This window comes from Croceibacter sp., from assembly GCF_002716225.1.
In the GTDB taxonomy this organism is placed as follows: domain Bacteria; phylum Bacteroidota; class Bacteroidia; order Flavobacteriales; family Flavobacteriaceae; genus Croceibacter; species Croceibacter atlanticus.
Genome location: NZ_PAZX01000004.1, coordinates 156,028 through 181,883, shown reverse-complemented (window position 1 = coordinate 181,883; position 25,856 = coordinate 156,028). Strand labels below are relative to the sequence as shown.

Annotated in this window: 21 protein-coding genes; 10 read left to right on the top strand and 11 right to left on the bottom strand. The window is 33.0% G+C overall.

Going from position 1 to position 25,856, the window contains the following annotated elements:
* Positions 1–50 precede the first annotated feature (50 nt).
* Positions 51–563 carry a VOC family protein gene (locus tag CL818_RS01885; protein WP_219359525.1) on the top strand — a complete coding sequence of 171 codons (513 nt, stop codon included), beginning with the start codon at positions 51–53 and terminating at the stop codon, positions 561–563.
* 44 nt (positions 564–607) lie between these two features.
* Here CL818_RS01885 and CL818_RS01880 read toward each other — a convergent pair whose 3' ends face one another.
* The 4 genes from CL818_RS01880 to CL818_RS01865 all read right to left on the bottom strand — a co-directional run bounded on the left by CL818_RS01880 (position 608) and on the right by CL818_RS01865 (position 6,059).
* Complete coding sequence (locus CL818_RS01880; RefSeq protein WP_272974216.1) at positions 608–3,427, bottom strand: Npt1/Npt2 family nucleotide transporter; 2,820 nt, start codon at positions 3,425–3,427, stop codon at positions 608–610.
* Positions 3,428–3,447: 20 nt separating this feature from the next.
* Positions 3,448–4,359 (bottom strand): serine hydrolase, encoded by a 912-nt coding sequence (locus tag CL818_RS01875; protein WP_013187606.1) that lies wholly within the window; start codon positions 4,357–4,359, stop codon positions 3,448–3,450.
* Positions 4,360–4,554: 195 nt separating this feature from the next.
* Complete coding sequence (locus CL818_RS01870; protein WP_013187605.1) at positions 4,555–5,358, bottom strand: lysophospholipid acyltransferase family protein; 804 nt, start codon at positions 5,356–5,358, stop codon at positions 4,555–4,557.
* A 59-nt stretch (positions 5,359–5,417) separates the two neighbouring features.
* Entirely contained in the window at positions 5,418–6,059 is a 642-nt protein-coding gene (locus tag CL818_RS01865; RefSeq protein WP_272974217.1) for an NUDIX hydrolase, read from the bottom strand.
* Here CL818_RS01865 and CL818_RS01860 point away from each other — a divergent pair.
* Positions 6,053–6,790, top strand: coding sequence for a peptidylprolyl isomerase (locus CL818_RS01860; protein WP_272974218.1), 738 nt, complete (start codon positions 6,053–6,055; stop codon positions 6,788–6,790). The two genes, CL818_RS01865 and CL818_RS01860, sit on opposite strands and share 7 nt — an antisense overlap.
* On the opposite strand, the gene CL818_RS01855 is transcribed toward CL818_RS01860, so the two are convergent.
* Together CL818_RS01855 and CL818_RS01850 are read right to left on the bottom strand one after the other, a co-directional pair.
* Positions 6,787–7,416, bottom strand: coding sequence for a trimeric intracellular cation channel family protein (locus tag CL818_RS01855; RefSeq protein ID WP_272974219.1), 630 nt, complete (start codon positions 7,414–7,416; stop codon positions 6,787–6,789). The two genes, CL818_RS01860 and CL818_RS01855, sit on opposite strands and share 4 nt — an antisense overlap.
* Positions 7,416–8,129 carry an RDD family protein gene (locus CL818_RS01850; RefSeq protein ID WP_272974220.1) on the bottom strand — a complete coding sequence of 238 codons (714 nt, stop codon included), beginning with the start codon at positions 8,127–8,129 and terminating at the stop codon, positions 7,416–7,418. Before CL818_RS01850 ends, CL818_RS01855 begins: the two co-directional genes overlap by 1 nt.
* 33 nt (positions 8,130–8,162) lie before the next feature.
* On the opposite strand from CL818_RS01850, the gene CL818_RS01845 reads away from it, so the two are divergent.
* The 5 genes from CL818_RS01845 (at position 8,163) to CL818_RS01825 (ending at position 12,602) form a co-directional block, all read left to right on the top strand.
* Entirely contained in the window at positions 8,163–9,137 is a 975-nt protein-coding gene (locus CL818_RS01845) for a stage II sporulation protein M (protein WP_013187600.1), read from the top strand.
* Positions 9,112–10,002, top strand: coding sequence for a hypothetical protein (locus CL818_RS01840; RefSeq protein ID WP_272974221.1), 891 nt, complete (start codon positions 9,112–9,114; stop codon positions 10,000–10,002). The genes CL818_RS01845 and CL818_RS01840 overlap by 26 nt, the downstream gene beginning before the upstream one ends.
* Before the next feature lie 86 nt (positions 10,003–10,088).
* Positions 10,089–10,736: a DUF4129 domain-containing protein gene (locus CL818_RS01835; RefSeq protein ID WP_272974222.1), complete on the top strand. Its 648-nt coding sequence runs from the start codon at positions 10,089–10,091 to the stop codon at positions 10,734–10,736.
* Positions 10,733–11,935 carry a DUF4350 domain-containing protein gene (locus CL818_RS01830; RefSeq protein WP_286971277.1) on the top strand — a complete coding sequence of 401 codons (1,203 nt, stop codon included), beginning with the start codon at positions 10,733–10,735 and terminating at the stop codon, positions 11,933–11,935. Before CL818_RS01835 ends, CL818_RS01830 begins: the two co-directional genes overlap by 4 nt.
* Positions 11,936–11,945: 10 nt before the next feature.
* Complete coding sequence (locus CL818_RS01825; RefSeq protein WP_013187596.1) at positions 11,946–12,602, top strand: endonuclease III domain-containing protein; 657 nt, start codon at positions 11,946–11,948, stop codon at positions 12,600–12,602.
* Positions 12,603–12,865: 263 nt separating this feature from the next.
* Here CL818_RS01825 and CL818_RS01820 read toward each other — a convergent pair whose 3' ends face one another.
* Positions 12,866–13,453 (bottom strand): RNA polymerase sigma factor, encoded by a 588-nt coding sequence (locus CL818_RS01820; RefSeq protein WP_013187594.1) that lies wholly within the window; start codon positions 13,451–13,453, stop codon positions 12,866–12,868.
* 224 nt (positions 13,454–13,677) lie between these two features.
* On the opposite strand from CL818_RS01820, the gene uvrA reads away from it, so the two are divergent.
* A complete protein-coding gene (uvrA, locus tag CL818_RS01815; protein WP_286971274.1) occupies positions 13,678–16,461 on the top strand; it encodes an excinuclease ABC subunit UvrA in 2,784 nt (927 codons plus the stop codon).
* Positions 16,462–16,538: 77 nt separating this feature from the next.
* On the opposite strand, the gene CL818_RS01810 is transcribed toward uvrA, so the two are convergent.
* Both CL818_RS01810 and fahA read right to left on the bottom strand, forming a co-directional pair.
* Positions 16,539–19,634: a T9SS type A sorting domain-containing protein gene (locus CL818_RS01810; protein WP_272974225.1), complete on the bottom strand. Its 3,096-nt coding sequence runs from the start codon at positions 19,632–19,634 to the stop codon at positions 16,539–16,541.
* Positions 19,635–19,791: 157 nt separating this feature from the next.
* On the bottom strand, positions 19,792–21,075 hold the full coding sequence (fahA, locus tag CL818_RS01805) for a fumarylacetoacetase (protein WP_219359531.1): 1,284 nt from the start codon (positions 21,073–21,075) through the stop codon (positions 19,792–19,794).
* Positions 21,076–21,187: 112 nt separating this feature from the next.
* Here fahA and glyA point away from each other — a divergent pair, with 112 nt between their 5' ends.
* Together glyA and CL818_RS01795 are read left to right on the top strand one after the other, a co-directional pair.
* Complete coding sequence (glyA, locus tag CL818_RS01800; RefSeq protein ID WP_219359532.1) at positions 21,188–22,462, top strand: serine hydroxymethyltransferase; 1,275 nt, start codon at positions 21,188–21,190, stop codon at positions 22,460–22,462.
* A 172-nt stretch (positions 22,463–22,634) separates the two neighbouring features.
* Positions 22,635–22,811, top strand: a complete 177-nt coding sequence (locus tag CL818_RS01795; protein WP_013187589.1) for a hypothetical protein — start codon at positions 22,635–22,637, stop codon at positions 22,809–22,811.
* Positions 22,812–22,892: 81 nt separating this feature from the next.
* Here CL818_RS01795 and CL818_RS01790 read toward each other — a convergent pair whose 3' ends face one another.
* A complete protein-coding gene (locus tag CL818_RS01790) occupies positions 22,893–25,340 on the bottom strand; it encodes a TonB-dependent receptor (RefSeq protein WP_013187588.1) in 2,448 nt (815 codons plus the stop codon).
* 125 nt (positions 25,341–25,465) lie between these two features.
* The gene (locus CL818_RS01785) at positions 25,466–25,813 is read right to left on the bottom strand and encodes a hypothetical protein (RefSeq protein WP_013187587.1); all 348 of its coding nucleotides are present in this window, start codon (positions 25,811–25,813) and stop codon (positions 25,466–25,468) included.
* Between the last annotated feature and the right edge of the window lie 43 nt (positions 25,814–25,856).

Genomic DNA, 25,856 nt, shown 5'->3' with positions numbered 1-25,856 from the left:
ATTGCTTTTGAGGTAAATATAAAGTAATTTTACATCATAAAATTATAATTATGAAAGCTAATAAGAATTATCCTAAGTCTTTTTCACACATAGGTATTACCGTTCCAGATATACAGAAAGCAGTGTCATTTTACTCAGATGTTATGGGCTGGTATGTTATTATGGAACCTTCAAAAGTTAAAAAGGAAACAGATACAGCAATAGGCCAAATGTGTATCGATGTATTTGGTAATGATTGGGAAGAATTTGAAATTGCTCACTTGGCAACTTCAGATGGTATTGGTGTAGAGCTTTTCTCTTTTCCGCAAGGTGTAAAGGAAGCTCCAGAATTTAATCCTTTTAATACTGGTTTATTTCACTTTTGTATTCAAGATCCAAATATTGAAGACCTTATTGAAAAAATTAAAGCTTATGGTGGTAAACAGCGTATGCCAATTAGAGAGTATTATCCTAAAGAAAAACCTTTTAAAATGTGTTATGTAGAAGATCCTTTTGGGATTGTTTTCGAAATCTATACACACAGTTATGAGTTAACTTACTCTTCTGGTGCTTACACAGGTTAATACTATTTACAGGTAGTAGCCCTATAAATAGCTACTACCTGTATTTATAAAGACTGCAAATTGTCCTTAGCCTGTATTGCAAACGTTCTAATTTTTTTGTGATGATGATTAATAAGTGGCTTTACCAATTTTAAATAACGCTTATCATTTAAATGCTTGAGAAGATACAGTACTGCTAGTTTAATTTTAAGATCTCTTCCCTTAAGCAAGCGTTTAAAACATGTATATTCTGAAGGAATGTCACTTAACATAGTATCAGACACATCATTAGATGCAACAAGAGTTGTATTCTCGACAATTGGTAATAAAGTACTTTTTAAGTTAGGTGTTAGCAGCGTATCTAAAAACTCGATAGCATTGGCTTGCATATCTTTCTTTTCGCTTATAATACCTTGATATGCAATGTCTATATCCTTTTGCTGGTAACGTAATCCTAATAACTGAAAAATTTGTTCCAAACCATTTTCTAAACGTCTGTCTAACAAATCTATTAAACTTTGTCGTGCAGAAAATTCATCTAAATCGTAATCAAAATTATTTTGATCTTCAAACCTAGAACTTATTTGTTTCTGTAAAGACATAGCACTTAATGTTTCCTGATACATTTTACATTCAGTTAAAAGACGTCTTACAATTCTACGTTTACTAAATGTTAGTTTTGGTTTGTTATTCTTAATCTTGTTTAATGCTTTGGCAGACTCTAACCTTAACACAATGTCTTTATGCCTTAGGAGTTTAAATAACTCGTCTACAGCAGACTGTGTTTCAAATTTAGCCATTATTGCAGGTATAAATTGCTTTGCATTTTCTGCTACAGAACCCTTATGAAGCATAATGCGTAAGGTCTTAATCATTTGTGGGCCAAACTTAAACAGAGCTTCCATAGCTTCTTCTCTGTATTTTTTTAATAGAAGAAAGTCTAATAAATAGTTTATAAAGACTGCAGCTGCACTATCTCCTGCTGCACGAATAGCAGCCAATACTACACGTTCATCTCTATTGTTAAAATGTGCTGTTATAAATGAATAATATTTAGGATCGTGAGAATAACCAACAGCTCTTAAAAGCTCAATTGTTTCTTCAGTTCGATGGTGTTCACTTGGTAGGTTTATGTTTATTATAGCTTGCTCCAGTCTATTATGTAAATCATATTGTCTTCCTATTGATGCGTTATCTCTAGATTCTTTAGACAAACATAAAAGTGCCACAGATGAGATATATGGATCGTCATGATTTAAATAAGAATTGAAAATCTTTAGATTGTTTACGTACGTATGCGTTAAAAGATATTCCATTGCTGAAAATACAACGTAATCATTCTTAGAGTGTACGAGTTTTTCAACCTCAACAATAGCGGTTCCTTTGTCTAAATGATATAGATTAGAAATAGCTTCAGCTTGAATTCTTGGGTTTTTATGATGAAGTAATTGAATAACTAAAGTCTTTAATCGTTTATCTGAAATAGAATTGATACGTTTCAACATATATAATATTTCAGAATCTTCACCTTTTTCTAGTACCTCTATAACTGTTTCCTTTGTAGCTTTTGTTACTTTTTTGGGTGTTGTAGAAGATGTTTTTTCAGCGAAGCTTAATAAATTACTTCTAAACGCATTATAATAGCTTTTCCTTACCTTAAAGATTACGATAACCCAAATTACAATTAAGATTAAAATAATAAGGGTAACATATATTGTAGGCAGTTTTAAACCTCTTATTACAAAGATGAGAAGACAACCTGCTATACCAGTTGCAATACTATCTACAACAACATCTATAAAAGCTTTAGTTTTATTTTTTAAATCATTAGAAACTGGTAGATAAAGTAACTCTGTAGATGCTTTACTAACAGATTGCTTAAAGCTTCCATCTATCGCTTTTATTATAATTACAACCCATAATTCTGGGAATACAAGGAACAGGACAGCTGCAACACCAATTCCTATTGGCAATAGTAATAAACTGGTTGTAACACCTAGAAAATTGAGTACACGTCTTGTAAAGAATAACTGTATTCCCAATGAAATAACATTAAAGGTGGAAAACCAAAATCCGAAGAATGAAGCCAATTCATCTGAATCTGGAATCTTACGATATGCCAAATCACTAAACTGATAATCTACCAACTTAGCCATTAAAACTCCCAAACCAATAATTCCAGCTATGTAAGTAAGGTGTTTAGATTTTAAGACAAGTTTAAAAGAGGTGTCTTTAGAGTATTCACTTCGTTGTTTTTGCCTGAAAAACCCTAGTTTCTTAACGTGTCTACTCCATATGAAATTTAGTATTGGTATACACGCTAGTATTAATACAGCCGCAATTAAAATTAAGTTTTCATTTCCGATTTTTGGCGCTAATAAGGTTGTTAGGTAACCTCCTACAATACCACCAGTAATGGCACCTGCACCAATAAACCCGAAAAGTCGTTTTGCTTGCCGTATATTAAATACAAGATTGGCTAGCAACCAAAATTGAGATGTAGTTAATAACGCGAATAATGCTACCCATACATAGTATATATACAAAAGCCATTCTGCAAAGAACTTAAGGCTGAGAATAATTTTTAGTGATATAAACACTAAACTGGACACCAAGATGGTTACCGTAATTATCTGATTTAAGGGAAAGTGCTTTAATGCCTTATTATAAAAAAAAGATGTGGCAACAGCTACTAGAGCTACCAGCAAAAATGCATAAGGAAGCGCCTCTGATGTAAGCTCAGAAAGAAATAATGCATTTACCGTAGGCTTTACAATTAAAAGCGTAGAAATAATGATAAACACATATAGCTGTAATAGCAAAGAAACGGCAAATTCGCCGCTTCTTATGCCAAATGTTTTTAGAAAAAATTGTTTAATTTTCACAAAGTGAAACTAAACATAAATTAACTGTTTTCAAAGGATCGCAGTTTTTTTATGATTTTTTCAACAGGAACTACTAGGTTACGTATAATCTGTTCACCATTAGGATCATCGACCAAGGCTACCAATATATATTTCCTGCCATCTTCTCCCCAAACAAGTATAGAATCTGAGTGGAAGTTTCTCCAAGATCCAGATTTTCTAAACAACCTTGCATTAGGTGCTATTCTGTCTAAGGTATTTACAAATTTATGATGTAATGCTGGGTTTTCCATGATATCCAACATTTCTTGAGAGCGTTCTTTATTAACCAAATTACCAGTAACTAATTTGTAGTAAAACCTACAAACTTGCTTTACTGAAGCTGCGTGACTTAAACCCTTAATAGGGTCTGGCACTCTATTTCCTTGTGCAGCATAACGCTTGCCTACCCAAAGACCACCTTTTTCTCTATCATAAAGGTTGTATTTAGGATCTGTTAATATGTCTGATATTTTTTTGAAGCCTACACGATCTATCATACGGGTTGTAGCTTGGTTATTAGATTTACTAATCATAAGCTTCATATCACTACGTACTTCTGGTGTAGGTATAAGTTCACATTTATCTATAGCGTCCATTGCTGCCAAAAGGACTGCAATTTTAGGTAAACTAGCGGCATACATCATCTCTTCGCTATTAATACCTGCGTATTGCACAAAATCTGGATCATTTAAATCAATAATTCCAACAGCAAGACGTTTTTGAGATGCCAACTTTTTCCAATAAGGCTGACTCTCTATTTCTTGTTCTAAAAACACCTGCAAAGGACCATTATCTATTTCAGAAATGGGTTGAATGGTACTGCTTGGTAACGGTAATTCGTTTTGTGCAGTACTACTTAACGTTGAGGCAATTAATAGAACAACAAATGCACTAAAAATTCTTTTTAACATAAAGTGTTTTAAAATATTACTAAATCATATTATTCACAACGAATAATCTACACAATATTGTGCAAAGACTATACCTATTTTACAATAAATATCTCATTTTTAATATTTAACGAGAAAATTAACTAAATCATCGCTGAAAGAAATGTTTAGCAATAAAATATTACTGTCAATTATATTTAATGTGAATCTAGCGTATTAATATTGCCATTTACGTTCTTTATTTAATTCCTCTTCAGCTTGTAATTCTTCAGTAGGAATTACTTTTAAAAATGAAGGATGTTGCTCAATAGCAAACTGTAATTTTTCTACAATATCATCTACACTATCGTTTTCATAATCAAACTCTAAAGGTTGTTTAATTTCCATTGATTGTAGTATACCGCGTTTTTTTATTCGTAATCCTTTTTTATCAAAAGATCTTCTAAAACCATCTATAACCACAGGTACTACAATTGGCTTATAATGCCTAATGATATGCGCCGTACCCTTTCTAATAGGTTTCCAAGGTTTAGTAGTTCCTTGTGGGAATGTAATAACCCAACCATCATCCAAAGCTTTTGCTATATTGCTTATATCACTCATCTTAACTTGACGGTTTACTTCCTTGCCTTTTGCACGCCAAGTACGCTCTATGGATATAGATCCTGCGTAAGCAAATAATTTTGGTATAAACCCAGATTTCATAGTTTCTGCAGCAGCTATGTAATACATATTTAGCTTAGGATTCCATAAATAACCAATATTCTTAATAGAGTCTACTCTGCCACTTAAACTTGCATTAAACACATGAAACATGGCTACAACATCTGCAAAATATGTTTGGTGGTTAGATACAAAGAGTACATTGTTATCTGGTAGGTTTTTTATAATCTCAGAACCTTCAATCTGTAGTTGATTAAACCCTTTAAAACGTCTGTGCGTTAAAGCCCCTAAAATACGAATGAGCCATTTTTTTAATATAAGTTTATGCCCGAATGGATTGGTTTTAAATAACCCCATATAATGTCTATAATTAAGTTTTTATTAAAAAACAGAACTTCAAAGATACAAAACCGCTCTTAAAGCACCTGTTTAAACAAGGTTTTGATTTCAGATAGCATCATTGCTGTTGCACCCCAAACCACATGACCATTTAAATGAAAGGCAGGAACTGTTAGTTCTGTAGCATAAGATGTTGTTAAAGTTTCTTCAATAAGGCTATCTTCATTTAAGAAATCATCTATATCAACCAAAACTATATCTTCTACTTCATCGTCTTGCTTTATTAGCTTAGGAGTGTCTTCTATATAGCCGATAAAAGGATGTACATTAAAATTAGATGGCGGTATATAAGCCGTTGTCATTTTTTTAATTAGCTGTATATCATTATATGGCACTCCTACTTCTTCTTCTGTTTCACGTTTGGCTGTATCTTTTAAGTCTTTGTCTTCTGGCTCTACCTTACCTCCAGGAAAACCTATTTGAGCAGAGTGAACACCTTTATAAGTTTTCCTTAAAATGAGAATTAAAAACGTCTGGTTGTCTTTATTAGGGTAAAATAATGCGGTTACGGCAGCTTCTCTAGGATTTAGTGCTTTAATATCTACATCTTTTAATTCCTTAACACGCTCCATAGGCGCCATTTTAAACAACGCTTTTTTTCCAGGAAGTTCTAGATTCTCTACTTTTGATGCCAATACTTTAAAATCATCAAATGTCATTTTATAAATTCTCTTATTTAGCGTTAATCGTAGTTGTTTTACTTTCGGGTTGTGAAGATAAGCAAACCCAGAAAAAAGGAAACACCAAGACCGTAAGTAAGGACCTTATTCCAGATTCTATCCCAGATGTTGAAACTATTGCAGAACGTAGAGCAAGATTTGAAGCAGAGTTACCAGATGTTGAAAAAATAGAGCAGGAACAACTTATACCCTTTCTTACTGCCTATGGTAAAGACAACCCAGAAAATCGTGTTGTTATAAAAACAGACATGGGAGATATTTATGTTACGCTGTTTAATGATACTCCATTACACAGAGCAAACTTTATTAGGTTAGCAAAACTTGGGTATTTTGACACTACCTTTTTTCACAGAGTATCTCCAAACTTCGTGATTCAAGGTGGTAATAGCGATCGTACAGACACAGCCAAAATGAGAGGCAAAGTTGGTTCTTTTTTAATTCCTTCTGAATTTAAAGCTGGTTATTCTCATATAAGAGGTGCATTTGCCGCTGCTAAATATTCAGAACAAAATGTTAGCAAAGCATCTTCTCCGTTTGAATTTTATATTGTTCAAAAGAAAAATGGTGCTCACCATATAGATAATGATCATACAGTCTTTGGAAGAGTTACAAAAGGTATGGATGTGGTAGATAAAATAAATGCCGTTGAAACAGACGATAGTGAATGGCCACTAAGAAATATACCTATTACAGTTGAAGTCTTAGACTAATTTAAGTTTTCCATTTCTTCTTTCGAGTAAATTGTAGGCAGTATCCATTTGTAATGTACTGCTAGTAGCCTAAATGTAATTACTATTGATCCTGCTATAACAAAAATAATACCTTCTGGTATTGGTGTTAAGAACAATAACACAAAGTAGGAAACACCTCCTAAAATGCAGGCAGTAGCATAAATCTCTTTTCTAAATACAACTGGTATTTCATTACACAGTATGTCTCGTATTACACCACCAAATGTAGCTGTAACCGTACCTAATGCAACACAAATTACTGGAGACAAATCTGCAGATAATCCCTTTTCTATACCAACTACGGTGTACAAACCAATACCAATAGTATCAAATAGAAATAAAGAGGTTCTTACATGTCTTAATTTTCGTCTAAATAAAATAGCTAAAATTGCGCATCCTATAATAAAGTAAACATAATAGGTATTGCGTATCCAAGCTACGGGAAACCCTACTAAAAGGTCTCTTAACGTACCACCACCAATTGATGTTACAAAAGCAATAATGATAATGCCAAAAACATCCATACGCTTCTTGGTAGCTGTTAAAACACCAGAAATTGCAAATGCTATTGTTCCTATAAGATCAACAAATACAAAGAAATCCATTACAGTTGGGTATAGTAGTTATAGTCTTTAATGACAGTTTCAATAAACAATATAGGCTTTTGTTCTGTTTCTATATCCATTACTACTTTAAGTTTAGACGCGAGCTTTAATATAATATGATGTTGGCTTTTTGCTTTAGCTCGGTAAAAGATTGTTTTTATATTCTGTATTTCATTATCTGTAAATACCGTAACTTGAGGATATACAGGTTGGTAATTTTCTTCTACATTAGAATATATTATATCATTAAACTTAACTTTTCCTTTAGTTGAAATTACAGTGGTCTTAGCAGCAATATCTCCCAAACGTTGTCCTTTTCCGCTTAATAATAATGTTACTATTGCTACACTACCAGATGTAAATGATATATCTACCAAGCGCAATAACCATCTTATTAAGTAATTTGAAAAATTAGGGTTAGAACCATCTAACATTACAACCCTTATTCCTACAGCTGCTTTACCAGGTGATCTTCCATTCCAAAACGTTTCCCATAACAAATGGTATAAGAACATTGGCAACATTATAACCATACCATAAATCCATTCGTCTTCAGAAGAAATATTTACACCTGAAAGCGATAGCATTACAAGAATAACGTAGGCTATATAAATACAGATATCAACAAAAAAAGCTAACATACGCTCACCAATACCAGCAACTTGTTGTTGTATGCTAATATTTTGAGCAGTTTCAATTTGAAAATTATCCATTTAATCTGTTTCTTTGAGGAAATATATCTCTAAATGCGTGAGGCCGCTTTTGTGAAGCAAAATAAAGACAAATGGTTAAGATTTGAAAACATCTTATCTAATAACACACAAGTGTCTCCAGATGAAATTTCTAATCTCTATGTAGAGATTACAGACCACTTAAGCTATGCGCAAACCTTTTACCCCAAAAGTAACACGCTAACCTATTTAAATGGCTTATCTGTAAAAGCTCACCAAAGTATTTATAAAACCAAAAAAGAATCTAGAAATAGATTTTTAAGCTTTTATGTAAAAGAGTTTCCGTTATTTTTTTATGCCTATCATAAGCAGTTACTATTAAGTTTTTTAGTTTTTGTATTGTTTACAATAGTTGGCGCTTTTTCTGCTTCTGGAGATGGTGCATTTGTTAGAGCTGTAATGGGAGATGCATATGTAAATATGACGTTAGAGAATATAGCTAATGAAGATCCTATGGCCGTTTATAAACAAGCCAGTGAAATGAACATGTTTTTAGGTATCACCATTAATAATATTAGGGTTTCTTTAATGGCGTTTGTATTAGGCATATTTTTAGGAATAGGTACACTGTTTTTAATTATGCGTAATGCCATTATGCTTGGCGCATTTCAATATTTCTTTTACGATAAAGGTGTCTTATGGGAATCTGTGAGAACTATATGGATTCACGGTACTATAGAAATTTCAGTAATCATCATTGCTGGCTGTGCTGGTTTGGTTGTAGGACAAGGTATTTTGTTTCCAAATACGTTTACCAGACTTACATCTTTTGTAAATGGAATTAAAGCAGGTTTAAAAATTGTAATTAGTACAATACCTTTTTTTATAATTGCTGGTTTTTTAGAAGGTTTTGTAACCCGACATACAGAAATGCCAGACTGGTTAGCTATATGCATAATAGTTATATCCTTAGCTCTAATTTTATTTTATTACGTTATTTATCCAATACAACTTCACAAAAAACATGAAAGACAACTCAATACAATTTAAGCGCCAGCGTGAGCTAGGAGAGATTATAACAGATACTTTTAAATTCTTCAGAGAAAACTATAAAGCTTTGTTTAAAGCATTAATAAAAAATGTGGGCCCTTTTTTCCTCATATTGGTAGCTGCTACAATTTATTACAACTACTCTACTCTAGGCTCTTTAGCTAGTGGCGAGTTGTTTAAAACATTTGATACCGGTATGGGCTTAGGAAATTTATTTGCCTCTATGGCATTTCTTATCGTTTCAATCCTTATTTATTATGCTTTACTCTACGGTACCATTTTAAATTTTATAAAAGATTATATACAAAATGACGGTACTATATCTCAAAGTAACATCTCGCATCAAGTAAAGTATACCTTTTGGGAACTAATTGGTCTTGGTGTAGTGTCTTCAATAATTTTATTTTTAGGTTTAGCGTTATGTGTAATTCCTGGCATTTATGTAATGGTTCCCCTAACGTTAGTTTTTGCCATACTTATTTTTGAAAAGAAAGACATATTAGGTAGCATAAGCCATAGCTTTCAACTCATTAAAAGTAATTGGTGGATGTCTTTTATTACGATTTTCATTTTTGGTATTCTGCTTTATATTATTGGTTTAGTGGTTCAAATACCAATGTTTATGTACACATTTGTGAAAGCCTTTACTATATCATCAGAAATTTCTCAAGGCGATCCTAGCTCAATGTTCGATTGGGTTTATGTTACATTAAGTGTTATAAGTAATGTGTTTCAATATCTACTATATATTTTTTATGCAATTATGACAGCATTTCTTTACTTCAACCTAAATGAACGCAAAAATTACACTGGTACTATTGAAACTATAGATAATTTAGGAAACCGCTCTAATTCAGAATTATAAAAACATTTCTTTACATATTAATATTCTGCTTTAGCTTAGTTACTAATGCCCAAGTAGACACTATTGCTAAACCCGATAGGCAAATCTTGATTGATGATACTGATGTAAATCCATTACAAATAAACAGGTCATTTATTAAAGACTTAAAAAAAGATTCAGACTTCAATTATGTAGAAATAGTTGAAGAAGTAACTTGGTGGCAAAAAATCAAACGCTGGCTTAATACAAAATGGATTCAATTTATGAATTGGCTATTTGGTGATTATGAAGGCAATGCAATTCTTCTATTTCTAGTAAATTATTTACCATATCTAATTCTTGTTGGCATAGTAGGGTTTATAGTCTGGCTTTTTATAAAATTAAATATTGGTAATCGTTTTTTAAAATCACCAGATTCTGGAGAGGTTTTAATGAGTGAAGATGAAGATATCATAAAGAGACAACACATACCATCTTTAATTGAAGATGCATTAAATAATAAACAGTATAGGTTAGCTATAAGGTACCATTACTTATTTGTTCTTAAGCAGTTGACAGATGCTGAACAGATAGACTATGAATTTGATAAGACTAATACAGATTACCTTAACGAGATCACCAATAAAAATCTTAAAAATGGGTTTACAAACATTACCAGAATCTATGATTTTATATGGTATGGTAACTTTAGTATTACTCAAAAAGACTATGTAAAAGCCAAGGCGCAGTTTAATGAAATTGAAACACTACTATGAGTAAGTCTTACAAAATAATGTTTGGCATTTTCATAGCATTTTTAGCGGGATTAGTTATCCTAGAGTCGCTAGAAAAAGAGCCCGTAAATTGGTTTGAGAGTTATATAAACCAAGATAAAATACCGTTTGGAAGCTATGTCTTATTCGAAAGTTTATCGCAAAATAAAAGTACCGATATAACCTTAGTTGATGTACCACCTTATGAATTTTTACAAGATACAGTTCACCAAGGCACCTACTTTTTTCTTAATAACAACGTCTATTTTGACAAAGATGAATTAAACACAATATTAAATTGGGTTTCAAAAGGCAACAACGTATTCTTATCTGCTAATAGCATAAGTAAACCTACGAAAGATTCACTAGGATTACAGACAGAAACGTTGCTGTCTACTAAGGATATGAGGCAAAGACCTCTTTTAAATCTTTCGAATCCTAAATTTAAGCAAGACAGCGCATACGACTTTGGGAGAACTAGTTATGTATCATATTTCAACGAAATAGACACGCTTAAAACTACAATTTTAGGTTATGCAGACTATCTTAATGAAAATAGAGCGATAAAGGAAAACTACGTGAATTTTATAAAATTACCATATGGTAAAGGCTCGCTTACTTTACATCTTTTTCCTAAAGCATTCACCAATTACTTTATGTTAATGGAAGACAACATAAGCTACACAGAACACGCTTTAGCTTATTTAAATACTAATGACAAAATATATTGGGATAGGCATTATAAAAGCGGTCAAACATTTCAAACCTCATTAATGTATGTGTTGTTTAGTAATAAGTATTTTAAATGGTCTTATTATTTATTGTTAATAACAGGAGTCTTATTTGTAATTTTTGAAGGCAAGCGAAAACAAAGAGCCATTAAAGTAATTACACCACTAAGCAACAAAACTTACGATTATACCAAAACTATTGCAGGCCTATATCTAGATAAAAAAGACCATAAAAGTATTATTAATAAACAAATTTCTTTGTTTATGGAATATATAAGGAATGAGTTAAGGTTACAAACCACTACTTTAAATGATAATTTTTACAGACAAGTAAGTGCAAGAAGTAATAATACTTTTGAAGACACTAAAGCATTATTTAATTTTTTAAAACAGATGGAAGCAACTAAACATCCTAAAAAAGAAGATGTTTTAAATGTTAATCTACACATTCAGAAGTTTAAATTGAAATAAACCTACAATTATGACCAAAGCTGAAAAAGTTCAATTTGTAATAGATAAACTCCAGGAATTATACCCAACCATACCTATACCATTAGATCATAAAGATCCTTATACGTTATTAATAGCAGTACTTATGTCTGCACAGAGCACAGATGTTAGGGTAAATAAAATTACACCACTCTTATTTGAGGTTGCAGACAATCCTTATAAAATGGTAAAATTATCTGTTGAAGAAATTAGAGATATAATTAAACCTGTAGGTCTTTCTCCTATGAAAGCCAAAGGTATACATGGTTTGAGTGAAATCTTAATAGATAAATATGATGGCAAAGTTCCTGCAGATTTTGAAGCTTTAGAAAGCTTACCAGCTGTAGGGCATAAAACAGCAAGTGTTGTAATGAGCCAAGCTTTTGGCATTCCAGCTTTCCCAGTAGATACTCATATACATAGGTTAATGTATCGTTGGAATTTAACCAATGGAAAAAATGTGGTGCAAACCGAAAAAGACGCAAAGCGATTATTCCCAAAAGAGCTTTGGAATGATCTTCATTTGCAAATAATCTGGTACGGCAGAGAATATTCTCCAGCAAGAGGTTGGGACTTAGACAAAGACATTATTACTAAAACCATAGGTAGAAAAACTGTATTAGCAGATTACTACAAAAAGAAAAAATAGAACATAAAAAAAACCCATTCGGCTAAGTAATGGGTTTGTTAGAACAATCTAGATGAGACTAGTTTAAAATTGTCTCAAACTTTAGTGGGTCACAATCAATAACTCGCAATGCCTTCGAATAATTCAACAAAAAGGCAATTGTTTCTTTTTTTGGTTTTAATTGAGAAACCTCTTCAGAAGATGTATTTGAGTAAAGTTTTGGCATGGTTTAAATTTATGCGTTAGTTATTCCTAAAAACGCCTAAAATTCAAACATATTGTATTTAGTAATTGGTTAATACAATATTATGCTCCTCTATAACTTTTCTTAAATTAATTAATGCATATCTCATACGCCCTAAAGCAGTATTAATACTCACATCTGTCTGTTCTGCAATATCTTTAAAGCTCATGTCTTTATAAATACGCATTATTAAAACTTCTTTTTGATCTTCTGGCAATTCATGTATTAATTCCCGTACATCGCTTTCTATTTGCTCTTTAATGAGCATCTTTTCAGCATTTAATGTATCTTCTTTTAAAACATCAAAAATGCTAAAGTCACCTTTGCCTTCAAACTTAGGCATGCGACTGTTTTTTCTAAAGTGGTCTATAACAAGATTATGAGAAATACGCATAACCCAAGGTAAAAACTTACCTTCTTCATTATATTTTCCTCGCTTAAGAGTTCTTATAACCTTAATAAAAGTGTCTTGAAAAACATCTTCTGTTATGGTACGGTCAAAAACCTTAGAATAAATAAAACTATAAAGTTTTTGTTGGTGTCTATTTATTAGAGTGCTTAGTGCTGTTTCGTCACCATCCATATATTTACGGACAAGAGCTGCATCTGAAGTTGAATATTGCATCATACATGTTACTTTTAGGTGCCTCGAGAGAAGCGATCATAAATTTTTTAAAGTAACTGTATGCTATAGGCAATATGATTTAGTGTGATACGTTGGGCGTAAATATAACAACATTCAAATCAATTATGCAAAATTAAACTTAAAACTTTAACATTTAATGTTTTAAAACCTCAGGATTAAAGCAAAAATGCTTTGCTTATCTTTGCAAAAATTGCAGTTTACTACATATGAAAGTCCAAGATATAGATGTTAATCCTAAGAAAAACATCATCATAAAAGGCGCAAGTCTTCATAATTTAAAAAATATAAATGTTGTTATACCAAGAAATAAATTGGTGGTCATCACAGGACTTTCTGGTTCTGGAAAATCCAGCTTGGCTTTTGACACGTTGTATGCAGAAGGCCAACGCCGTTACGTAGAAAGTCTTTCCTCCTATGCCAGGCAGTTTCTTGGCAGATTAGACAAGCCTAAAGTAGAAAGTATTAAAGGAATAGCTCCAGCAATTGCTATTGAACAAAAGGTTAATAGTACAAATCCTAGAAGTACTGTAGGCACATCGACCGAGGTATATGATTATTTAAAACTTTTATTTGCTCGAATAGGACGAACATATTCCCCTAAATCTGGTCAAGAAGTAAAAAAAGATACAGTAGCAGATGTTGTAAAGCATATCTCCAACTATGAGGAACGTACAAAACTCCTACTATTAGCTCCTTTTTTAATTGAAAAAGGAAGAACCCTAGAAGAAAAACTAAACGTATTATTACAACAAGGATACAGCAGAATTTTGGTAGATGGTGATGTACAACGAATAGATGAAGCCAATCTTCCAAAAAAACCTAAAGATTTGTTTTTAGTGGTTGATAGAATTATTACAAAAAATGACGAAGATTATCTAAATAGACTGGCAGACTCCATACAAACTTCTTTTTATGAAGGTAAAGGCGAGCTTTTTATTGAAGAACTAGATACTAATAAACGTTATCATTTTAGTAATAAATTTGAGTTGGACGGCATTTCATTTTTAGAGCCAAATCCGCATCTTTTTAGTTTTAATAATCCCTATGGTGCGTGCCCTAAATGTGAAGGTTACGGAGATGTAATTGGTATAGATGAAGATTTGGTATTACCTAACACAGGACTATCAATTTATGAGAATGCTATATTTCCTTGGCGTGGTGAAAGCATGAGTTGGTATAGAGATCAATTAGTTAACAACTCACATAAATTCGACTTTCCTATTCACAAACCTTATTTTGAGTTATCTCAAGAGCATAAAGACTTAGTGTGGACAGGCAACAAATACTTTACTGGCTTAAATGACTTTTTTGCTGAGCTAGAATCTAAAGCCTATAAAATTCAAAACAGAGTAATGCTATCTAGGTATAGAGGCAAAACTAGATGTACAGTATGTAAAGGAAAAAGACTTAGACCCGAAGCCAATTACGTTAAGGTTGGCAATGCAACTATTACAGATTTGGTTGAGCTTCCTCTAAATAAAGTAAGAGATTTCTTTACATCTCTAACTTTAAATGAATATGATGTAGTTATAGCAAAGCGGCTTTTAAAAGAAATTACGAGCAGGTTGGAGTTCTTATCTAATGTTGGTTTAGATTATTTAACACTAAATAGAAAAAGTAACACACTTTCTGGTGGAGAATCCCAACGTATTAACCTCGCAACATCTTTAGGTAGTAGTTTAGTAGGATCTATGTATATTTTAGATGAACCGTCCATTGGTTTACATCCTAAAGACACAGAGCGTCTTATTGGTGTTTTAAAAGATTTGAGAGACTTAGGTAATACCGTGATTGTAGTAGAGCATGACGAAGATATCATGAAAGCTGCAGACGAAATTATAGATATTGGTCCAGAAGCAGGAACACATGGTGGTCACGTAGTCGCTACCGGAACCTATAACGATATTTTAAAATCCAACTCTTTAACCGCAGATTATTTAAATGGCACTAAGGAAATTCCCTTACCCGACAAAAGAAGAAGTTGGAAGTATGAAGCTACAATAGTTGGTGCTAGAGAAAATAATTTAAAAAATATTGATGTTACGTTTCCTTTAGGTGTTTTTACTGCTATTACTGGAGTTTCAGGTAGTGGAAAAAGTACTTTGATTAAAAAATTACTGTATCCAGCAATGTTAAAAGAAGTTGGCGGTTATGGTGAAAAGGCTGGACAATTTTCTGAACTTAAAGGTAAATTTGGAAATGTAAAAGCTATCGAGTTTGTAGATCAAAACCCTATAGGTCGCTCTTCTAGAAGTAATCCAGTAACGTATATAAAAGCCTATGATGATATACGAAGTTTATTTGCTTCTCAGAAATTATCTAAAATTAGAAATTACCAAGCAAAACACTTTAGCTTTAATGTTGATGGTGGCAGATGCGAAACTTGTAAAGGCGAAGGAGAAGTTACTATAGAGATGCAATTTATGGCAGATGTTCACTTACAGTGTGAAACTTGCCAAGGAAAGCGTTTCAAAAAAGAAGTGTTAGAAGTTAAATATGGTGATAAATCTATACATGATATCTTAACTATGACTATAGATGATGCCATATCATTTTTTGATGAGCAAGCAGAACTTAAAGTTACTCGAAAACTAAAACCCTTACAAGATGTTGGTCTTGGTTATGTACAATTAGGCCAAAGCTCTTCTACACTATCTGGTGGCGAGGCTCAACGTATTAAGCTTGCTTCTTTCTTAGTTAAAAGCACATCAAAAGACAAGGTATTATTTATTTTTGACGAGCCTACAACTGGATTACATTTTCACGATATTAATAAGCTTTTAAAATCGTTTAATGCACTTATTGAAAAAGGACATTCTGTAATAGTTATAGAGCATAATATGGACCTTGTAAAATGTGCAGATTACATCATAGATCTTGGTTTGGAAGGTGGTGAAACTGGTGGTCAATTATTAGCATATGGCACTCCAGAAGAAGTTGTGAAGAATAAAAAAAGTTACACCGCTAAATTCCTAAAAGACAAGGTTTAAATTCACATTCTAATGTATAATAAAAAAACGCTGGTAATTAAATTACCAGCGTTTTGCATATTAATTGAATTTAAAACTTATTCTTTTAAAATAGATTTTACCACAGTTTTACCATCTATTTGTGCTCTTAAGAAATATTGTCCTGCACTTAACGTAGTTAAGTCTAAAGTATAATCTTGGCTATTAGGCTTCTGTTTAATTAATTGCTGTCCTAATAGATTAATTACTTCAACAGAGTCAATAGTTTCTTTAGAATTAATAGTTAAATATCCAGTGCTAGGATTTGGATAATATGTAAAGTTAGTTGCACTAAACTCATCCACAGATAATGTAGCACAAGTTACGTCTGCTAACCAACCTGTCTCTTCAACTGAACTATCTGAAGTAAAAACAATAGTTAATGCACCTGAAGGATCTGTTGATGTAAATGCATCTCCAACAGATAGTAAACTTGTATCTACAGAAGGTGCACCACCATCTCCACTCTCTTCACCACAAAGTGTTTGTGCTAAAACTGGGAATGTGGTATCTGGGCCATTATAAATGGTCATAAAATCCCAACAACCATCTTGACTTCCTGCAGCTGTAGCTGTTTCAATATCTACGTAAGTAAACGTAATAGTAACAGCATCTCCAGCGTTGTCTGGTGTAATTGTAGTTGTAGTAACCTCACTAGAAGAATAATTACCATCTACTCCACCACTATCGCTAAAAGTGCCATCACAAGCTGGTGGCGTTATTAAGGTTTCAAACTCTATGTCTGTAGTTTCTGATATACCATCTGTATCACAATCTGAATAAATATAAGCAGTAAACATTGAGTTAGTGTCTAATCCTGTAGCTGTTGCTGTTAAAGTTCCAGATGCAACAGTTTCTGTATAAACAGGCGTTCCAGATCCTGGACTATCACCAAAACTATAAACTTCTAAAACATATCCATTCGTTGCATTAGTTTCTTCATCCCAAGTAAATGTAGCTGATGTATCTGTAATTGCTGAAACATCAAAATTAAGTGGTTGTAAACAAGCCGCTGGTAAATCACAAGTGATATCTGCTTCCCAACCTGCATTTTCAACTACACCTGAAGATGTAAATTGAAATGTTAAGCTACCATCTGATGCAAATGAAGTATATGAGATTGGAGTGCCTCCCATTGGTATTTCTGGTACTACTTGAGGGCCACTACCATCACCAGTATCTACAGTAAGTACATCAAATTCTGTATTGTTTACAAAGGTAAATGTTGCAGTAACTACATCTCCTGCATCATCTGGAGCAATTATAGTTGTGTAGTCTTCGTTATTTTCAAAGTCACCATTTGGTCCACCAGTATCATAAAATTTGCCACCACAAGCAGGATCTGGAAAATTGGTTTCAAATGTCACCGAGTCTGATGCAGACAAACCGTCGGCATCACAATCTGCAGTGATGTATGCGTCATATATAGTAGTATCTGATAAACCTGTTGCTGTAGCTGTAAGCGTTCCTGCAGGTATATTTTCTGTATAAACAGGAGTTGCTGTTGTAGGGTCTGCTCCTTCGCTAAATACAGAGAAGATATACCCATTATTAGCATTTGCAACTTCACTCCAACTAAATTCTGCAGTGTCTGTAGTAACATTATCAAGTACTAAATCTGGTGCCATACAAACAGGAGGCACATCGCAAGAGATAACGGCTTCAAATCCACCAAAGTTAAAGACTTCATCAGATGTAAATACAATTGTTAATGCTCCAGACATATCTGTTGATGTGAATGAATCACCTATTTCAAGATTACTTGTATCAACAGATGGTGTTGCTCCAGAACCACTAGCCTCACCACAAAGAGTTTGTGCTAATACAGGAGACGTCGTATCTGGTCCATTATAAATGGTTAGGAAATCCCAACAACCATCTTGAGTTCCTGCGCCTGTAGTATTTACTTCAATATCAACAAACGTAAAAGTTAAGGTTACAACATCTCCATCATTTTCAGGAAAAATTGTAGTTGTGATTAGCTCACTGTCCTGGTAATTGTTATCTCTTCCTCCAGAATCTAAATAACTGTTACCACAAACAGGATCTTCAATAGTAGTTGAAAAACTTAATGTGTTTTGAGCAGAAATTGTACCACCACAATCTGAACTTATATACGCATCGTAAGGTGTAGTTGTAGATAAGCCTGTAGCTGTTGCCATAGTTGTTCCCGCACCATAATTAGCGCTAAATACAGCAGTTGCAGTAGTAGGATCTGCGCCAGCTTCAAAAACTGATAGTGTATAACCATCAACAGCACCTGGAACATTATCCCAAGTAAAATCTGCATTTTCTCCAGTTGGGCTTACTACAAAGTTTTCAGGTGCTAAACAGCCTGAAACTTGTATACAATTACCGCTTATAGTAATTACACTATCTAAGCCGCCATCATTTAAAAGCCATTCATTAGTTGCATTTCCATCATTATCAAATACAGATAACTCTCCTATTACACCTACAGAAGTTGACTCTATACCAACACTTGTTCCTGCAGTATTTGGGTTTCCTTCTAATTGAACCCAATATCTTACAGCTTCTGTACCTGTGCCTGCAAAAGAAATTGTGCTTGGTAAATCTAAAACAACATCGTGTACATCAAATCCAAAAGCTGTCCCTATAACATCTTGAGATGTTGGGACTAAACTAACTATTGAAGCACCTATTTGTGTACCAGGTAAACCAGCATCATCTTCATAAAATGTAATATTGACACTTTCTAAACCACCTTGTGTTAGTATGTTAGCACTAATTTGGTTAACATCAAACGTGTCTGTATTTATTGAAACAAAAAAATCATCTGCAACTTTTTGACCGCCAGCTTCAATAAATAATCCATTTTCAAAATTATTACTTACCTGCTCTTGGCTACAGCTTAAATCGCCTTGAAGGTTAAAACCAGATTGTACGTGTGAGGATTGAATTTCTGTAGACCTCTGTAAAGAATTACTAGACATCTTAAGAGCTTTAGGTGATTGTTGCTGTGCAGAGATATTTACACGCCTTTCAAAAACTTCTTTTTCCAAACCAAATAGGGTTTGAAGTTTTGCTTCAATTTCTTGTTCTTGTGCTGTTGTTTGTCGCTTTTCTTGCGCTTCCAAAGATGTTAAGGAAATTGTAAATATTAACAAAAAAAGCCAATAAGTAATTTTTTTCATAAGAGGAAATTTAAAATTTGTTAAATAAATTTATACAATTAACATTATATCTATTAATAATATCTTGTTAAAGTTTATTCCTACAAATGAATTTAACAAAAAACACCTACAGCGTTAACTGTAGGTGTTTTTGTTATTAAATTAAAAACTTAAGCTTTTATTGTTTTTTAAAAACAGGCAATAATTTTGTGGAAACTTCACCAAAACCTAACCTTATGTCTTTATTCTCACAGTAACCTCTAATAATTACTGTATCATTATCTTCTATAAATTTACGATCACCACCTTCTTTTAATTTCACTGGCTTCTCTCCTCTCCAAGATAACTCTAACATAGATCCGTAAGAATCTGGTGTTGGACCAGATATAGTACCACTACCCATCATATCTCCAGAATTTACAGGACAACCATTAATAGTATGGTGTGCTAGCTGCTGGCTCATATTCCAATACATGTATTTAAAGTTTGTATTAGCAACAACAGTTTCTACTTTATCTTCTGGTTGTATTGCAACTTGAAGTTTAATATCAAAACTCTTTTTCCCTTTGTATTGAAGGTACTCCAACTGTTTCTTTAGTGGTTTTGGGCTTTCTGTTCTAAAAGGTTCCAAAGCGTCCAGAGTAACAATCCAAGGTGATATTGATGAGGCAAAACTTTTTGCTAAGAAAGGTCCTAATGGCACATATTCCCATTTTTGAATATCTCTAGCACTCCAGTCATTAAATAATACTAGTCCAAAAATATAGTCTTCAGCTTCATCTATAGGAATTGGTTCTCCTAAATGATTAGCATCTGTTGTTATAAAAGCCATCTCAAGCTCAAAATCGACTAAACGAGATGGTCCTAATTTAGGGTTATCTGCACCTTTTGGTAATTTTTGACCTAATGGTCTATGTACTGGAATACCACTTGGTATTATAGAAGAACTACGACCGTGATATCCAACTGGTATGTGCAACCAATTTGGTAATAACGCATTATCTGGATCTCTAAACATTGTACCTACATTGGTAGCATGTTCAATAGAGGAATAAAAATCTGTATAATCACCAACTTGTACTGGCAATTGCATTTCTATTTCATCCATTGCAAAGAGAACACGTTCTTTATGCTCATCGTGATTTTGTAAAGATTTATCTTTAACATCAAAAAGCTCTGCGATTCTATTTCTTACTAAACGCCAAGTTTTCTTTCCATCGGAAATAAAGTCGTTTAGCGTATCCTGTAAAAAAATATCATCTGTTAAAGGAATACCCTCAAAGTATCCTAATTGGTGCAATGCTCCAAGATCTATAGCGGTATCTCCAATTCGTGTTCCAATAGTAATGACATCGTCACGTGTAAGGAATACACCAAATGGAATATTTTGAATTGGAAAATCAGATTTATCGGGAACCGGCAACCACGTTTGTCGTTTTGGGTCGTTAGCGGTTATTTTCATAGAGTTTATATGTTTATATGTTGTGCAATAAAGTAATCAAATATATACATTAAAGACAATTTTACACTTGCTTTTTGTTATTTTTGGGCTTTCAATTAAAGATTTACCTCCTATGCAACGTGATACTGAAATATTCGATTTAATTTCTAAAGAAAAAGAACGCCAAACAAATGGTTTAGAGCTTATAGCAAGTGAAAATTTTGTTAGTGACCAAGTTATGGAAGCTGTTGGGTCTGTACTTACAAATAAATATGCCGAAGGTTATCCTGGCAAGCGTTACTATGGTGGTTGTGAAGTTGTAGATGTTGTCGAGCAAATTGCAATAGATAGAGCAAAGGAACTTTTTGGAGCTTCTTGGGCAAACGTACAACCTCATTCTGGATCTCAAGCTAACACTGCAGTTTTTGCAGCTTGCTTAAATGCAGGTGACAAATTTTTAGGTTTTGATTTATCTCATGGCGGTCACCTTACACATGGTTCTCCAGTAAACTTCTCTGGTAAATTATACAATCCTGTTCATTATGGTGTAGAACGTGAAACAGGACGATTAGATTATGATAATATTCAGAAAATTGCAGAGCGCGAACAGCCTAAGCTTATCATTGCAGGAGCTTCTGCCTATTCAAGAGAGATAGATTATAAGTGTTTTAGAGAAATTGCAGATAGCGTAGGCGCACTTTTAATGGCAGATATTGCGCATCCTGCTGGTTTAATTGCAAAGGGCTTACTATCTGATCCTATTCCTCACTGTCACGTTTGTACAACAACTACTCATAAAACATTACGCGGTCCTCGTGGTGGTATGATTTTAATGGGTGAAGATTTTGACAATCCATTTGGATTAACATTTAAGAGTGGTAAACCTAAAAAGATGTCTTCTTTATTTGATAGCGGTATTTTCCCTGGAAACCAAGGTGGTCCTTTAGAGCATGTAATTGCAGGAAAGGCTATTGCTTTTGGCGAAGCGCTTACAGATGAATTTTTACATTATATGGTTCAGGTTAAGAAGAATGCTCACGTTATGGCAGAAGCTTTTGTTGAAAGAGGTTATGATGTGATTTCTGGCGGAACAGACAACCACATGATGCTTATTGACCTTAGAAATAAAAATGTAACAGGTAAACTTGCTGAAGAAACTTTAGGTAAAGCAGAAATTACTGTAAATAAAAATATGGTTCCTTTTGATACTGAGTCGCCATTTGTAACATCAGGAATACGTATTGGTACTGCTGCAGTTACTACTCGAGGTTTGGTTGAAGATGATATGAAAACTATTGTAGAGTATATTGATCGTGTAATTAATAATATTGAAAATGATAGTGAGTTAGATGCTGTTAAAAATAGCATTCATGATATGATGAACGGCAAACCTTTATTTGTTGTTTAATATAATTTTATAGATATTTTAAAAAGCCTGTCTTCTTAAAAAGGCAGGCTTTTTTACTTTAAAGGCATAAAAAAGTATTCTTGTTAATTTCTATGTTGAAAAAAATGCCTTATCACTTGCATAACATTTACCAGCTTTAGTATCTTTGACAAACTTTACGAAAAAAACTGTTATGTTCGATTTTGACCAATACTTAGGCTTTTTAGCATTCTTAACTATTTTAACCATCGGTTTTTGGTTAATGATATTTTTAGCATCTTTTATTCCTTATTGGATTGGTGGTGCAATTATGGAAATGGTAAAAGAAAAACAAGCTGAGCGTAAAGCTAAAAAACAGGCAAATAGCTAAAATCTTATTTAGCTTTATTTTATAAAAAAACCCTTCTAAATAATTTTAGAAGGGTTTTTCTGTTGTAGAGAGCTAGCTTTACTAACCTTCAAACTCTCCACCTTCATCATCTCCTCCATCGTATCCTCTTTCTCTTTTCTTTTTCTGATTAAATCTATACGTTAAAGAAAGTGTAGCTTGGCGTTGTCTCCATTGGAATTCACTTTCGTTAAAAAATGTATCTGTAAAGGTTTCAGAGCGTCTTTTTCTACTATTAAAAACATCGCTTACATTAAAGCTAATAGTAGCTTGTTCTTTAAATATATCTTTACTTAATGCTACGTTGGTAGAAAATACACCTTCGCTTTTAGACTGTGCATCTTCACTAGGACCACTATAAAACATACGTGTCTGGAAATCTATATTTGCAGGTAACGTAACTTTACTATTTAATCTTACAAAATAACTTGTGTTGTCTGCTCCAAAATCTTGGCCATTAAACGTACCTTCTGTCTTAGAGTTAAATAAGTTGAAGTCAGAATTTAAGGTCCACCATTTTGCAGGCTTGTACATTAATGTTAATTCAAAACCATAACGGTCATTACTGCTTAAGTTTACAGGAAAACGTCTTACTACAGCATCTCCATTATTGGTAACTTGGCCAGTATCTTCACTTATAAATTCAAAAACATCTGTACTTCTTGTATAATAAATAGATGTATTTAGAGTAAAGCCTTTCCAACGTTTAAGGTATCCTAAGTCTACACCATCAGAAAATACAGGATCTAAGTCTGGATTACCTTGAAATAAGTTTGTTTCACTACTTCTTGATGGAAACGGATTAATAAAACGACTACGAGGTCTTCTTATTCTTCTATTATATCCTAAAGTTGCACTACTACTTTCAGTAAACTCATATCCTAAGTTTACAGTTGGGAATAAGTTTGTGTAATTTTTCTTAGCTAAATTATTTGTGGTTATCTGGTCTATAGTAATTTGAGTATTCTCTAAACGTAATCCCAATAGTACAGAAAACTTATTAATCTTTTTACCATATTGAGAGTATAACGCATTTACACGCTCTCCATAAAATAACACATTACTTAAAGAGTCATTTCTTATAAAGTTATTATTATCATCTATAGCAGATACTGTATAATCTGTAGTTAAGTCATTAAAGGTTCCTCTATAACCTGCTTCAAACTGAGTGTTTTCATCTATTGGCCAAACGTAGTCTGCCTGTAGTAAAATTTCATTTTGATCTTCCAAAGTTTGTACTCGCTCTTGGTCTGTCACTAGCTCGGCAGGAAATGTGTCTGTATCTGTAATGTTAGAAAATTCGTCTTCACTACTTTTTTCATATTGAAAATCGAATGTTAGCTTGTGGCCATCATCATTAAAATCTTTCACATAGTTTAATGAATATTGAAATGTTTGGTCATCTTCTGTTTCTGTATCAAAACGTCTGGAAGCGTTAGACAACGCATCTCTTGTATCCTCATAACGGTTTGTAATTGTATTATTTTCTGAAGAGTTGTCTTGGTTTCTTATAAAGAATGAATTTGTAAGAGTAGAGCTTTCATTAATAAACCACTCTAAACCAATATTGCTATTAAATCCTTTTCTAAGTCTTTCAAAATCTCTGTCTTCATCTACAAACCTGTATTGTAAATCCTCATTAAAACTTTCTCTATTATTAAAGCCACCACCATTAGATTTTCTGTAAGAATATCCAGTATTGGTAAATAGGTTTATATCCTTAGTTCTATAATTTACACTTGCAGAAGCTGTATTGTTTGCAGGATCTCCTACTGTCACATTTACGCTACCATTAAATCCTACAAGTTTATCCTTTTTAAGAATTATATTTAAGATACCACCAGTACCTTCTGCATCATACCTAGCAGAAGGAGATGTAATAACCTCAACACGCTCAATAGCCTCACTAGGTATTTGTCTAAGACCATCACTACCACTAATACCTACTAGTCCAGATGGTTTACCGTTAATAAGAATACGTACGTTATCATTTCCTCTTAACGCCACATTACCTTCAACATCTACAGATACACTAGGAACATTATCCAATACATCACTCACCGAACCACCACGAACTAGCAAATCTTTACCTACATTGTAAATTTTCTTATCTAGTCTTATATCTACTTGAGTTGTTTCTGCTCTAATAACAACCTCATCTAAACTGTCTGAAGCAAAATCTAAACTTACAGTACCTAAGCTGGTAGACTCTGTTATTGATTTTTCTGAAATTATATAAGGCTCAAAAGAAATATACTCGATTGTAATTTTATATGTGCCTACAGGAACCTGGATTGAATACTTACCATTTGCATCTGTTACGCCACCAGTTAATTTTGTAGCATCATTAATACTCTGGAATGAAATTGTAGCATACTCCAACGGTATGTTTGCAGATTTATCTACAACAGTTCCTGTTACAGTAACTTCATCTCCAGAAGACTGTTGTGCTAAAATTGAATTAGAAAAAGTTAGTATGCTTATTAAAGCAACTAGAAGGTTTTTAGTCATTACATTAATTTTGTGTGTTTGACTACCTAAGTGTAGAGATGTAAAATCTATAAGAGTTAAGATTGTGTTAAAAGAAAAAAGACCGCAAAATTGCGGCCTTTTAAAATTTAATATGTTGTAAAAAATTACTTTTTACCCAATAGTGCTACATATTGGTTATACTGGTCATTAGTTAGAATTTGCTTTACAGACTCTAATCTATAAGTTTCCATTTTTGCAATTTTTTCAGATTTTGCTGTTGCAGAAATATCTGCATCCATAACCTGTTTTTTGTGAGCTTCAAATTGAGATAGATTTTGCTCCATCAATTTAACCTGCTTTACATCTAAATCTAAAGTGCTTTTAAGTGTTGCAACCTTAGCTTTAGCAGCTTGCTCAATAGCCACATCTGCTTTTTTAGTGCTTGCAGATTGGGCTTGTGTTGTAAATGTAAACCCTACAACAAGGGCTAATACTAGTAATAAGCGTTTCATAAGTTTAGTTTTAAGATTTTAAATATACAAGGATTATATGAAA